This window comes from Pseudonocardia sp. 73-21, from assembly GCF_001899645.1.
Lineage (GTDB): Bacteria > Actinomycetota > Actinomycetes > Mycobacteriales > Pseudonocardiaceae > Pseudonocardia.
Genome location: NZ_MKVV01000094.1, coordinates 1 through 12,416 on the forward strand (window position 1 = coordinate 1; position 12,416 = coordinate 12,416).

Genomic DNA, 12,416 nt, shown 5'->3' on the forward strand with positions numbered 1-12,416 from the left:
CCGACCGTCCCGGCCAGGACCGACACGACCGGCTTTTTCAGGAGCGTCCTAGAGGGGCAGCGTGATCTCCTCGGCCGTCTCGTAGCCGGCCAGCGCCGGGGCGCCGGCCAGCCAGCCCGGGAGGTTCGCGACGGCGGCCTTCACCGCGTCGCTGGTCATGTGCCGGTCCAGCGAGGCCCGCGAGTCCCAGGTCTCGATCGAGTAGAAGGTGCCGGGGGACTCGACGCTCTCGGACCACTCGTAGGACAGGCAGCCCGCCTCGGCGCGCGTGGCCGCCTGCAGGTCGGTGAGCGCGGCGCGCAGCTCGTCCGCGGAGTCGGGCTTGATGGGGAACGTGCCGTGCACGACGAACATGGGACTCCTCGGTGGGATCCGGTGATGATCTCGGGTCACCGTAGTGGCCGCCGGACCGAACCGCCCGGGTCGCGCGGTGCGAAGATGTGGTCGGGACCACTTCGACACGGGAGCGAGCGACGATGGACGACACCGGGTTCGACAGCCACGGGACGCGCTGCGCGGCCTGGTACCTGCATGCGGAGGCCGACGCGCTCACCGGCGACCGCGGCCGCCCCTGCGTCGTCATGGGCCACGGCTTCGGCGCCACCAAGGACGCCGAGCTGCTCCCGTTCGCGGAGCGGTTCGCCGCCGCGGGCTGCGACGTCCTGGTGTTCGACTACCGCGGCTACGGCCTCAGCGACGGCACCCCGCGCCAGAACGTCGCCCACCTGAAGCACCGGCAGGACTACCACGCCGCCATCGCCCACGCCCGTGGCCTGCCCGGCGTCGACCCCGAGCGGATCGTGCTGTGGGGCAGCTCGTACTCCGGCGGGCACGTCGTCCCCGTGGCGGCGAAGGACGGCCAGGTCGCCGCCGTGATCTCGCAGGGCGCGGCGATGGACGGGCTGGTGGCGCTACTGGAGATCGGGAAGTACGCGGGCGTCGGGCAGCTGCTCAAGCTCACCGGGCACGCCTTGTGGGACATGGTCGGATCGCTGCTCGGCCGCGCGCCGCACCTCATCCCGGTGGTCGGCCCGCCCGGCTCCCTGGCCGCGATCACGGCCGAGGGCGCCGAGACCGGCTACCGGTCGATCATGGGGCCGACGTTCCGCAACGAGATGTGCGCCCGCGGGGCCGCGATCATCCCGCTCAACCGCCCGGTGACGGCGGCGGCGAAGCTGCGCGCGCCGATCTTCCTTGTGGTGGCCACGGAGGACAACATCTGCCCGCCCGCGGCCGTGCGGGCCGTGGCGCGCAAGGCCGGAGCGGGCTCGGAGGTGCTGGAGCTGGAGTCCGGCCACTTCGACATCTACACCGGCGACCTCTTCGAGCGGGGCTCGGCGGCGCAGGTGGCGTTCCTGGAGCGCGTGCTGAAGGTCAGCGCTCCCGCCGCCTGATCAGACGGCGCAGCTGCCGTCGGCGCACGCCTCGCCCTGGCCGCCGGCCGGGGTGAGGACCGGTGCCGGGTGGGACTCCGTCCACGCCTGCTCCAGCACCTGCAGCAGGGCCTCGGCCGGTTGCGCGCCGGACACGCCGTACTTCCCGTCGATCACGTAGAACGGCACCCCGGTGATGCCGTAGGCCTGGGCCTGGCGCTCGTCGGCGCGGACGTCGGCGGTGTAGCGGTCCGACGCCAGCACCGCGCGGGCCTCGGCCTCGTCGAGCCCGGCCTCGGCGCCCAGGCGCACCAGCGTCCCGGGGTCGCCGATGCGCTCGCCCTCGGTGAGGTAGGCCTGGAAGAACCGCTCCTTCACCGCGTCCTGGACACCGCGGTCGGCGCCGAGATGGATGAGCCGGTGGGCGTCGAGGGTGTTGCCGCCGCGGGCGCGCTCGAAGTGGAAGTCGAGCCCGTCCTGGGCCGCGGTCTCCGTCATCTGGTCGTGCATGGCCTGCGCCTTCTCGGGCGTGACGCCGTACTTCTCGGCCAGGTGCGTCGCCAGATCGCCCTCCCGCTCGCGCGGCGCGGACGGGTCGAGCTCGAAGCTGCGCCAACGCACCTGCACGTCGTCGGCGTGGGCGAACGTCGCCAGGGCCTTCTCGAAACGGCGCTTGCCGATGGCACACCACGGGCACACGACGTCGGACCAGATCTCCACCTTCATGTGCAGGCTCAACCGATCGGGTCCGGGAGATGTTCCAGGGCCACCGCGCGTCCGTCGACGAGGACGAGCGCGGGCCCGTCCACCCGGGCGCCGGCCTCGGCGGCGTTCTCCCCGGCCCCGACGGCGGTCGGAGTGCCGGTGGCGTGCCCGACCACCGGATCGCCGCCGCGCCCGGGGTCGCCCGCGAGGAGCGCGCGCAGGTCGGCGGGGCGGACGGCGCCCACCACCTCCGGCGCCGAGCGCGTCGGCTCCCGGGAGGGGCGCGGGGTGACGACGGCGACCAGGTCCGCGTCCAGCTGCGCGACGGCGGCGACCGTGTGGTCGGCGTGGGCGACCGTCAGCCCGCGTGCGGTGATCACGTCCCGGACGAACGGCCCGGCCGGCGCGTCGAGGAAGCCGAGCTGCGTCATCCACGCGTCGTCGAAGTACTTCGAGAGGTAGTTGCGGCCCGAGTCGGGCAGCACCGCGACGACCAGGTGCTCGGGGCCCAGCTCCGCGGCCACCCGCAGCGCCCCGGCCACCGCGGTACCGGCCGACCCGCCGACGAGCAGCCCCTCCTCACGGGCCAGCCGGCGCGTCACGGTCAGGGACTCGCGGTCGCCGATGCGCACGAAGCGGTCGAGCACGCTCTGGTCGTAGGCCTCCGGCCAGACGTCGTCGACGGTGGCGGGATGGCGGTAGTGCCCGACGCTCTCCACGAAGTACGGGCTGCCGTCGCCGCCGGAGTAGGTCGACGACGCCGGGTCCACCCCGACCACCGTCACGCCGTGCTGCTTGAGGTGGCGGCCGGTGCCGCTGATGGTGCCGCCGGTGCCCACGCCCGCGACGAGGTGCGTGACCCGCCCGCCGGTCTGCTCCCAGATCTCCGGGCCGGTGGTCAGCTCGTGGATGCGCGGGTTGGCCGGGTTGTCGTACTGGTTGGCGTACCAGCCACCCGGGGTCTCGTCGGCGATGCGGGCAGCCAGGTTGTTGACGTGCTCGGGGCTCTCGCGGGGCACCTTGGCCTCGGTGGGCACGACCTGCGCCCCGTACGCCCGCAGCAGTGCGATCTTCTCGCGCGCGATCGTGTTCGGCACCACGACGACCGCCCGGTAGCCGAGCTGCGCGGCCACCATCGCGAGCCCGACGCCGGTGTTGCCCGACGAGCCCTCGACGATCGTGCCGCCCGGCGCGAGGTCCCCGAGCCGTTCGGCCTCGCGCACCATCGCCAAGGCCGCCCGGTCCTTGACGCTGCCACCGGGGTTGAGGAACTCGAGCTTCACCCAGACCTGCGCGGCCAGCCCCGCCGTCACGCGGTTGAGGCGGACCAGCGGCGTGCGGCCGACGGCGTCGAGCAGCGACTCGTGTATGTCCACGCACTGATGGTGCCCGACGCCGTGACAACCTGGGGACATGACGCTCCCCGATGACTGGTCGCAGTGGCGCGACCGCGTGGACCTCGACTCCTACGACGAGCGCTGGGCGCGGATGGCCGAGGAGGGGGAGAACCCGCACGGCGAGGCCGACCTCGTGTGGTCCTACCGGCCCGCCTCGGCGCTCGACGGCGGCTGCGGCACCGGGCGCGTCGGGATCGAGCTGGCCCGTCGGGGCGTCTCGGTGCTGGGCGTCGACGCCGACCCGGACATGATCACCGCCGCGCGGGCCAAGGCCCCGGGGATGGCCTGGCTCGCCGTCGACCTCGCCGATCTCGACCGGCCCGAGCGATTCGACGTGGTGGTGCTGGCCGGCAACGTCGTGCCGTACGCGTCCCGGCGGTCCGAGCTCGTGGCCGCCTGCGCCCGCCACCTCGCGGCGGGCGGACTGCTCGTCGCCGGTTTCCAGCTGCAGGAGGGCTGGCCGACCCTCGACGAGTACGACGCCTGGTGCGCCGCCGCCGGACTCGAGCCGGAGGACCGGTTCGCCACCTGGGACCGGGAGGCCTACACCGGAGGGGCCTACGCCGTATCGGTGCACCGGAGGTAGCCCGGGCTGCGCGGAACCGCCGACTCGCGGGCTGGAAACCGCCGACTCGCGGGTTATTTACTGCGGCGCAGGCGGATCGGACCCTTCGCCGTCGACGGGTCCACCACCCGGCCGCCCTGCACGATCTGGACGGTGCCCTTCTCCACCAGCCGCCGGGCCGCCATGCGCGCGGGTTCCATCAGCTCGCGCCACCCGCCGGGATCCACCTGGCGGGCGGCCTCGGACGGGCAGATCGTGGCCGCGCGGGCCCGGGCGTCGAGCAGGCCCTCGATGGCCGCCTCCAGCCGGGCGTCGACCTCGCGCAGGCCGCGGCGGCGGCAGGCCGAGCCGCAGTGGCGGACCTCGTCCCAGTCGCGCTCCCACTTCTTGCGCCACTCGATCCGCCGCCCGCAGACGACGCAGGTCTTATCAGCCATGCCGAGTCCTCCCCGACCGGTCGCGCGGCCGGGACGAAAGCCGTGATGGTGGCCGGCGTGATGGCACCGTCACGGCAGGGCCGCGCGCATCGCCTCGACCGGGCCGGGTCGCCCCGTCATCAGCTCCACCTGGGCGACGGCCTGGTGCAGCAGCATCTCCAGCCCGCTGACGATCCGCGCACCACCGGCCTGCGCCGCGGCGGCGAACGGGGTGGGCCATGGCGCGTAGACGACGTCGAGGACGACGGCGCCGGGACCGGTGCCGGACAGGGCGTCGGCGGCCGGTCCGGGCAGCGTCGAGATCACGACGTCGGCCTTCTCCAGCACGGTCGCGGTGCGGGCGGGGTCGAGCAGGGCGTCGTCGATCACCGGGGACACGCCGAGCCGATCGGCGGTGGCCCGCAGCTCGCCGGCGCGGGCGGGGTTGCGGACCAGCACCGTGACGTCGTCGATCCCGAGGTCGCGCAGCGCGGCGAGCGCGGCCTGTGCGGTGCCGCCCGCCCCGAGGACGACGGCGCGCCCACCCACGTCGCGCTGTGTCGATCCGCGCAGCGCGGCGACGATGCCCAGGACGTCGGTGTTGTCCGCGAAGCGCCGGCCGCCGGTCAGCACCAGCGTGTTGGCGGCCCCGATCGCGGCCGCGGTGGGGGAGACCTCGTCGGCCACCTCCAGCGCCACCCGCTTGAGCGGCATCGTCAGCGACAGCCCGGCCCAGTCGGCGTCGAGGCCGTCGACGAACGCGGGCAGCGCGGCCTCGTCGCACTCGTGGCGGTCGTAGGTCCAGCCGTCGAGACCGAGCGCGCGGTAGGCCGCGGTGTGCAGGGCGGGGGAGAGGGAGTGGGCGACGGGGGAGCCCAGGACGGCGGCACGCATCGCGCCAGTATGTCGGGAGACGGTAGAAAGCACCTCGTGACGAGCTACGAGATCCGGCCGATCGGGCGCGTGCGCTCGCCGCTCGTCGACCGCCGGGACGCGCCCCGCCAGCCCGACGAGGGTGCGCCCGGGGCGTGGCTGGAGTTCGACGAGGACGTGCGCGCCGCCGTTGCGGGCATCGAGCCGGACACGGACATCCTGCTGCTCACCTGGTTCCACCAGGCCGACCGCACGGTGCTCACCACCCGTCCGCGCGACGATCCCGCGCGGCCCGAGACCGGCGTGTTCGGCACCCGCTCGCCCGACCGCCCCAACCCGGTCGGGCTGCACCAGGTGCACGTCGAGGAGGTCGACGGGTTGCGCGTGCGCGTCGCCCACCTCGAGGCCGTCGACGGCACGCCGATCGTCGACGTCAAGCGGGTCATCTCCTGAAGCGCACCGGTGAACAGTCGGCAGCCGCTGTTGCGATCATGTGTCGTGTGACGCAGACCGTGCTCGTCCTGGGTGGCCGCAGCGAGATCGGGATCGCGGTGGCGCGCCGCCTCGCCCCCGGGGCCACGGTGGTGCTCGCGGCCCGGCGCAGCGGCGACCTCGACGCGGAGCAGAAGGCCGTCCGCGAGGCCGGCGCGGTGGCCGTGGAGCCCGTCGAGTTCGACGCCGACGACCTGGCGTCCCACCAGGCTCTGCTCGACGGCGTCGTGGAACGGCACGGGCCGCTCGACGTCGTCGTCGTCGCGTTCGGGCTGCTCGGCGAGCAGGCGCGCGCCGAGGCCGACCCCGACCACGCCGTGCAGATCGTGCACACCGACTACGTCGCCCACGTCGCGATCCTGACCCGGCTGGCCACGCTCCTGCGGGCGCAGGGAAGCGGCACGCTGGTGGTCTACTCCTCGGTGGCCGGCGCCCGCGTGCGCCGCGCCAACTACGTCTACGGATCGGCCAAGGCCGGGCTGGACGGGTTCGCGAGCGGCCTCGCCGACGCCCTGCACGGCTCCGGGGTGCGGCTGCTGCTGGTGCGTCCGGGGTTCGTGATCGGCCGGATGACCGAGGGCATGACGCCCGCCCCGCTGTCGTCCACACCGGACCAGGTGGCCGACGCCACGGTGGCCGCGCTGCGCTCGGGCAAGGGCGAGGTGTGGGTGCCCGCGGCCCTGCGGCCGGTGTTCGCGCTGCTCAGGCACGCCCCGCGGGCACTGTGGCGGAAGATGCCGCGCTGATCGCACCCGCGTCAGTGCTTTTGGGAATGCGTCGGTAACACTACGGTCATGAACTCCTCGCAGGATCTCTTCCTGGTGTCCCGCCGACGACAGGAGTTCCGTACATGGTCAGCAGGTCACGCTCGCTGCTGACCGCCGTCGCGGCCTTCCTGCTGCTGGTCGTGCTGTGGGAGCTCGCCAAGCTCGTGCTCCCCGCCGACGGCGTGACCGTCGGTGGCACCCGCCTGCTCCCGCGCACCGGCGACGCCGCCATGCCCCACGTCTGGACGGTGCTGGAGCGCCTCGGCACCCCGGAGGTGGCTGGTGCCGGGTCCCGCACGGTCGGGGCCGCGGTGGCGTCCGGGGCGCTGTTCACGCTCGGGCTCGCGCTGGGCGGCCTCGTGATCGGCGGGGTGTCCGGGGTGCTGCTCGCGCTGATCATGGCCCGTTTCGGGCTGGTGCAGCGGGCGGCCCTGCCCTACGTCGTCGCGTCGCAGACGGTGCCGCTGATCGCGGTGGCTCCGCTCGTCGCGGGCTGGGGTGGGAAGATCCACATCCTGGGATGGGCCTGGCAGTCGTGGGCCAGCGTCATGGTGATCGCGGCCTACCTGGCGTTCTTCCCGGTCGCGGTCGGCATGCTGCGCGGGCTCACCTCGCCCGCCAAGGCCGACGTCGAGCTGTTCCGGGCGCTCGCCGCGGGCTGGTGGACCACGCTGCTGCGGCTGCGCCTGCCCGCGTCGGTGCCGCACGTCGTGCCCGCGGTCCGGCTCGCGGCCGCAGCGGCGGTGGTCGGGGCGATCGTCGCCGAGATCTCGACGGGCACCCGCGGCGGCATCGGCCGGCTGATCATCTCCTACGCGCAGGCCGCCACCGGCGACCCGTCGCAGATGTACGCCGCGATCCTCGGCGCCGCCGTGCTCGGGCTGGTCGCGGCCGCGGCGGTGGGCCTGCTGGACGTCGGCCTGAAGAGGTACCGGGGGAGCGTGTCGTGACGGCCGTCGAGCTGGAGGACGTCGACAAGCGGTTCGGGGAGGTCCACGCCCTCGACGGCATCGACCTGACCATCGCCGACGGCGAGTTCGTCTCGCTCATCGGGCCGTCCGGGTGCGGGAAGTCGACGCTGCTGCGCATCATCGCCGACCTGGAGCAGGCAGGAGGCGGCACGGTGCTCGTGGCCGGCAAGAGCCCGCAGCGGGCGCGGGTCGACCAGGAGTACGGCATCGCGTTCCAGGCCGCCGGGCTGCTGGAGTGGCGCACGGTGGCGGAGAACGTCGAGCTGCCGCTGCAGGTGCACGGGATGGGCAAGGCGCAGCGCCGGGCCCGGGCCGCGGAGCTGCTGGAGCTGGTCGGGCTCGCCGACTTCGCGGCGTCCCGGCCCGGGCAGCTCTCGGGCGGCATGCAGCAGCGGGTGGCCATCGCCCGCGCGCTCGCGCCCAGCCCGCGGTTGCTGCTGATGGACGAGCCCTTCGGCGCCCTGGACGAGATGACGCGCGAGCGGATGCAGGCCGAGCTGCTGCGGCTGGCCCGCGAGACCGGCGCCGCCGTGCTGTTCGTGACCCACTCGATCCCCGAGGCCGCGGTGCTCTCGGACCGGGTGGTCGTGATGAGCCCGCGCCCCGGGAGGATCACGGAGGTCATCGGAGGCTGCCGCCCCGGCGGCGCCGTCGGCGACATCGACGACGTCCGCGAGAGCACCGCCTTCTTCGAGGCGATCACCGCGGTCCGGGAGTCCCTCCGGAAGGCCCACGGATCATGACCGCCCCCACCGACGAGCGGCACGGTCGTCGCCCGGGTTCCGACGGGAGCGCCGTTCGTCGGAACGGATGGGTGGCGCCGGTCGCCTTCGGCGTCCTCGTGCTCCTGGTCTGGGAGGGCTTTGTCCGGCTCCTCGGCGTCCCGGCCTTCCTGCTGCCCGCGCCCACCGCGATCGGTGCGCAGATCGGCTCCCACCTCCCCGTCATCCTCGAGACCGCCGCCGTCACCGGCGGGAACGCGCTGGTGGGGCTCGTCGCCGGGTTCCTCGTCGGGGTGCTGCTGGCGCTGCTCGCGTCGGCGTCGCGGCTGGTGGCGGAGCTGACCACGCCCGTCGTACTCGCCGGGAGCGCCGTGCCGATCGTCGCGCTCGCGCCGGTGTTCACCACGATGTTCGGCTCCACCACCGAGATCCCGCGCCGGCTCGTCGTCACCGTCGTCGTGATCGTGCCCGTGTTCGTCTCGACGGTGCGCGGGCTGCGCGCCGTGGCGCCGGTGCACGCCGACCTCATGACGTCGCTGGCCGCCACGCCCGCCCAGTTCGCGCGCTTCGTGCGCGTGCCGGGCGCGGTGCCCTACATCATCACGGGACTGCGGCTCGCCGCCCCGGCCGCGGTGATCGCGTCGATCGTCGCCGAGTACTTCGGGGGGCTGCAGAACGGGCTGGGCAGCCGCATCACCTCGGCCGCCGCCAACACCGCCTACGCGCGTGCGTGGGCCTTCGTCGCCGCCTCGATCGTCCTGGGGCTGCTGTTCTACCTGGCCGGGCTGCTGGCCGAACGGCTCGCCACCCGCGGCCGCACCACCACCTGAGGAGACCCGGATGTCCCGACGAGCACTGGTCGCAGTCGCGGCCGCACTCACGTTGGCGGTCAGCGCCTGCTCCGCCACTCCTGAGGCCGCCGCTCCCGCCGCCGGCGCTCTCAAGCCCGTCTCGCTGCAGCTGCAGTGGTTCACCCAGGGCCAGTTCGCCGGATACATCGCGGCGGCGGACCAGGGCTTCTACAAGGAGCAGGGTCTCGACGTCACGATCAAGGAGGGTGGCGTCGACATCGTCCCGCAGACCGTGCTGGCGCAGGGCCAGGCCGACTACGCCATCGCCTGGGTGCCCAAGGCGCTCGCGTCGCGGGAGCAGGGCGCGGCGATCACCGACGTCGCCCAGATCTACCAGCGCTCCGGCACCCGGCAGGTGTCGTTCGCGAACAAGGGCATCACCTCGCCCGCCCAGCTCGCCGGCAAGAAGGTGGGCAACTGGGGCTTCGGCAACGAGTTCGAGCTGTTCGCGGGCATGACCAAGGCCGGGGTCAAGCCCGGCGCGCTCGTCCAGCAGCAGTTCGACATGCAGGCCCTGCTCTCCGGCGACATCGACGCCGCGCAGGCCATGTCCTACAACGAGTACGCGCAGGTGCTGGAGGCGAACAACCCGGCCACCGGGAAGCTCTTCCAGCCGAGCGACTTCAACGTCATCAACTGGAACGACGACGGCACCGCGATGCTCCAGGACGCGATCTGGGCCAACACCGACAAGCTCTCGGACCCCGCCTACCAGGACCAGACCACGAAGTTCATCGCCGGGTCGATCAAGGGCTGGGCCTGGTGCCGCGACAACGTGACGGCCTGCCGCGACCTCGTCGTCAAGGCCGGGTCGAAGCTCGGGGCGAGCCACCAGCTGTGGCAGATCAACGAGGTCAACAAGCTGATCTGGCCCTCGCCCGCGGCCGGTGCGGGCACGATCGACCCCGCCGCCTGGGCCCAGACGGTGAAGGTCGCCCGCACCGCCGTCAACGCCGACGGCGCCACGGTGATCACCAAGGACCCCGACGCGCAGGCGTACACCAACGACTACGTGACGAAGGCGCTGGAGATCCTCAAGGGCGGAGGAGTCGACGTCGTGGGCGCGGGCTTCCAGCCCATGACGGTGACGCTGAACCCGGGCGGCAGCTGAGCCGAGCGGTCGTGCGCGGAAATCAGGGTCAGGACCCTGATTTCCGCGCACGGGCCGCGTCAGCGGCCGGTGGCGGCCCAGCCCGCCCGCCTCGCGCGGGGTGAAGGCGTGGTCGAGCACGAGGTCGACGGCCTCGCCGACCACGCCCTCGCCCCGGGCGTCGGGGTGGGCCCAGTAGCCGATCTCCGCGCTGGTGGGATTGAGGCGGTCGTCGAGCCGGAAGATGCCGACGTCGGCCAGCATCCGGTCGTCGTCGCGGTCGGCGACCGCCCACGTGACCCCCTCGCCGAGGGATTCCGCGAGTCGCTTCGTGCGGACGAACGCGCGCGCCGCGTCGTCGGTGTCGGGGTCGGGGTCGGGGTCGGGCAGTGTGTTGAGCCAGAACCGCGTGCGCTCGTCGGAGCAGGCCTCCACGATCCGCGGGAGGTCGGCCTCGGTGTGCGGCCGGAGCCGGACGCGGGGGCCCTCGAGCACGGGCGTCGGCCACCACGTGGTGCGCGGCGTGGGGCCGTCGCCGGGCCGGAGCGACGCGTACCAGGCGTCGTGCAGCGCACCCCGCTGCGGCACCGACAGCGGCCGCTCGCCGTGGAACGTGAAGCCGCACGCGTGGGCCACCCGCCAGGACGCGAGGTTGCCGACGTTCGCCGACCGGTGCACGACGGGGAGGCCCGCCCGCGCGGTGATGCCGCGGCCCCGCGCCCACGGCGCCGTGGCGAACCCGATGTCCGGCGGCGGCCCGGCGCGGATGTCGATGTTGCCCGCGAACCGTGGGGTGGCACCGTCGGCCGCCTCCACCGCCCGGCGGAACGCCGAACCGTCGCGCCATCCGCCGCGCACGTCCGCGTGCACCCAGCGCTACGGCGTGCCGGCGGTCGTAGGGCACGGGGACGCTCGTCCAGCGGACGGTCTCGAGGTCGGTGGCCATCGCGACCAGCCCGTCGACGTCGGCGGGACCGTGGGCGCGCAGGGTGACGACGCCGTCGCTCAGTTCCGGTACCTCCATCCCGCGATGATCGCGGGGAGCGGGCCGGCCGCGCCGGCTATTTCGCCGGCGCCCAGACCGCGTAGAGCGGGTCGCCCGGCCCGGGCGGCGTGCGCAGCTGGCCCCGGACCTGCCCGAACCCCTCCGACAGTGCGAAGTAGGCGTTGACGACCTGCAGGTGCTGCTCGTCGTCGGTCCGCAGCCAGCCGCGGATGGCCTTGGTGGGGAAGCAGCGGTTGGAGAACGTCACCACGAACGGCCCACCCGGCCGCAGCACGCGCGCGACCTCGCGGAACACCGGGACCGGGTCGGTCAGGTAGTCCACCGACACGCAGCAGGTGACGGCGTCGAAGGTCGCGTCCGGGAACGGGAGCACCGGATCGGCGTTGAGGTCGTGGACGACGTGCTCGGCCATCATCGGGTTGGCCGTCAGCTCGGAGGCGTTCATGCCCAGCCCGACCAGCCGCCGCGGCGGGTGCTCGAAGTGGGAGATCCACGACGACATGAGGTCGAGCACCTCGCCGTCGAGCCCGAGCTCGGTGTAGAGCGCGCCCACGGCGGCGATGGCCCGGGCGTCGATGTGCTCGACGAGCCGCGGCGGGCCGTAGAACACGGTGTCGGGGGAGGGGTCGTCCCGCTCGAAGAACCCCGGCGGGAACACGGCCTCGGTCACCCGGGCACCGTAACTCCCCCGGACCGCGCGGAGCGCGTCGTCAGGTCGGCACGGTGCGGCGCATGCGCGGGCCCCGGCCGATCGGCTCGCCCGCCTCGAGAGCGTTCGCCCGCGCGGCCGCCCAGCTCGCCAGGCCCGTGACGTCGAGCCGCGCGGGCACCGGGCCTCCCAGCCGCCGAGCCGCTCCGCCGCCCGCGCCAGCAGCGACACCGCGCCGCGGGTGTTGCCGCGCTGGGCGTGGGTGAGCCCGACGGCGAGCTGGGCCAGGCCCCGCCACAGCTCCCGCTCGTGGTCAGGCGCGCCCTTCCACGCCGCCTCCAGGACGTCGTGGGCGGGGAAGGGCAGGCCGTCGTCGAGGAGCCGCTGGGCCTCGGTCACGGCCTCGTCGGCGGTCAGGACGAGATCGTCGGGCACCCGCTCCACGCCCGTGGCGCCGTGGGGCAGCGGGCGGCCCGCCGCGTCGCGGGGGCGGGCGTTGCGGGCGCGGCCCGCGGCATCCCGGTCACGTGGCATGCCTC

The 12,416-nt window shown here is 74.0% G+C and carries 14 protein-coding genes and 1 pseudogene; 8 read left to right on the top strand and 7 right to left on the bottom strand.

What is annotated here, in order from left to right; genetic code table 11:
• Positions 1-48 precede the first annotated feature (48 nt).
• Positions 49-354 (bottom strand): putative quinol monooxygenase, encoded by a 306-nt coding sequence (locus BGP03_RS29785; protein ID WP_298801080.1) that lies wholly within the window; start codon positions 352-354, stop codon positions 49-51.
• Between the two features lie 122 nt (positions 355-476).
• Here BGP03_RS29785 and BGP03_RS29790 point away from each other — a divergent pair, with 122 nt between their 5' ends.
• Positions 477-1,394 carry an alpha/beta hydrolase gene (locus tag BGP03_RS29790; protein WP_298801079.1) on the top strand — a complete coding sequence of 306 codons (918 nt, stop codon included), beginning with the start codon at positions 477-479 and terminating at the stop codon, positions 1,392-1,394.
• On the opposite strand, the gene BGP03_RS29795 is transcribed toward BGP03_RS29790, so the two are convergent.
• Together BGP03_RS29795 and BGP03_RS29800 are read right to left on the bottom strand one after the other, a co-directional pair.
• Positions 1,395-2,099: a DsbA family oxidoreductase gene (locus BGP03_RS29795; RefSeq protein WP_296372505.1), complete on the bottom strand. Its 705-nt coding sequence runs from the start codon at positions 2,097-2,099 to the stop codon at positions 1,395-1,397.
• An 8-nt stretch (positions 2,100-2,107) separates the two neighbouring features.
• A complete protein-coding gene (locus BGP03_RS29800) occupies positions 2,108-3,454 on the bottom strand; it encodes a cysteine synthase family protein (protein ID WP_296372502.1) in 1,347 nt (448 codons plus the stop codon).
• A gap of 37 nt (positions 3,455-3,491) precedes the next feature.
• Here BGP03_RS29800 and BGP03_RS29805 point away from each other — a divergent pair, with 37 nt between their 5' ends.
• The gene (locus tag BGP03_RS29805) at positions 3,492-4,061 is read left to right on the top strand and encodes a class I SAM-dependent methyltransferase (protein WP_296372501.1); all 570 of its coding nucleotides are present in this window, start codon (positions 3,492-3,494) and stop codon (positions 4,059-4,061) included.
• A gap of 53 nt (positions 4,062-4,114) precedes the next feature.
• On the opposite strand, the gene BGP03_RS29810 is transcribed toward BGP03_RS29805, so the two are convergent.
• A complete protein-coding gene (locus BGP03_RS29810) occupies positions 4,115-4,477 on the bottom strand; it encodes a DUF2256 and DUF3253 domain-containing protein (RefSeq protein WP_298801078.1) in 363 nt (120 codons plus the stop codon).
• Positions 4,478-4,546: 69 nt separating this feature from the next.
• A complete protein-coding gene (locus BGP03_RS29815; RefSeq protein WP_296372497.1) occupies positions 4,547-5,350 on the bottom strand; it encodes a shikimate dehydrogenase in 804 nt (267 codons plus the stop codon).
• A gap of 36 nt (positions 5,351-5,386) precedes the next feature.
• On the opposite strand from BGP03_RS29815, the gene tsaA reads away from it, so the two are divergent.
• The 6 genes from tsaA (at position 5,387) to BGP03_RS29845 (ending at position 10,243) form a co-directional block, all read left to right on the top strand.
• The gene (tsaA, locus tag BGP03_RS29820; protein WP_296372495.1) at positions 5,387-5,782 is read left to right on the top strand and encodes a tRNA (N6-threonylcarbamoyladenosine(37)-N6)-methyltransferase TrmO; all 396 of its coding nucleotides are present in this window, start codon (positions 5,387-5,389) and stop codon (positions 5,780-5,782) included.
• Between the two features lie 47 nt (positions 5,783-5,829).
• Positions 5,830-6,567: an SDR family NAD(P)-dependent oxidoreductase gene (locus BGP03_RS29825; protein ID WP_296372492.1), complete on the top strand. Its 738-nt coding sequence runs from the start codon at positions 5,830-5,832 to the stop codon at positions 6,565-6,567.
• A 104-nt stretch (positions 6,568-6,671) separates the two neighbouring features.
• The gene (locus BGP03_RS29830; protein WP_298801077.1) at positions 6,672-7,538 is read left to right on the top strand and encodes an ABC transporter permease subunit; all 867 of its coding nucleotides are present in this window, start codon (positions 6,672-6,674) and stop codon (positions 7,536-7,538) included.
• Positions 7,535-8,302 (top strand): ABC transporter ATP-binding protein, encoded by a 768-nt coding sequence (locus BGP03_RS29835; RefSeq protein WP_298801076.1) that lies wholly within the window; start codon positions 7,535-7,537, stop codon positions 8,300-8,302. The genes BGP03_RS29830 and BGP03_RS29835 overlap by 4 nt, the downstream gene beginning before the upstream one ends.
• Before the next feature lie 71 nt (positions 8,303-8,373).
• A complete protein-coding gene (locus tag BGP03_RS29840) occupies positions 8,374-9,111 on the top strand; it encodes an ABC transporter permease subunit (protein WP_298801075.1) in 738 nt (245 codons plus the stop codon).
• A 10-nt stretch (positions 9,112-9,121) separates the two neighbouring features.
• Positions 9,122-10,243, top strand: a complete 1,122-nt coding sequence (locus BGP03_RS29845; RefSeq protein WP_296372485.1) for an ABC transporter substrate-binding protein — start codon at positions 9,122-9,124, stop codon at positions 10,241-10,243.
• A gap of 111 nt (positions 10,244-10,354) precedes the next feature.
• Here BGP03_RS29845 and BGP03_RS36120 read toward each other — a convergent pair.
• Together BGP03_RS36120 and BGP03_RS29850 are read right to left on the bottom strand one after the other, a co-directional pair.
• Positions 10,355-11,092, bottom strand: a pseudogene (locus BGP03_RS36120) (GNAT family N-acetyltransferase); the annotation flags it as partial.
• 191 nt (positions 11,093-11,283) lie between these two features.
• Positions 11,284-12,411 (bottom strand): DUF309 domain-containing protein, encoded by a 1,128-nt coding sequence (locus BGP03_RS29850; RefSeq protein ID WP_298801074.1) that lies wholly within the window; start codon positions 12,409-12,411, stop codon positions 11,284-11,286.
• Between the last annotated feature and the right edge of the window lie 5 nt (positions 12,412-12,416).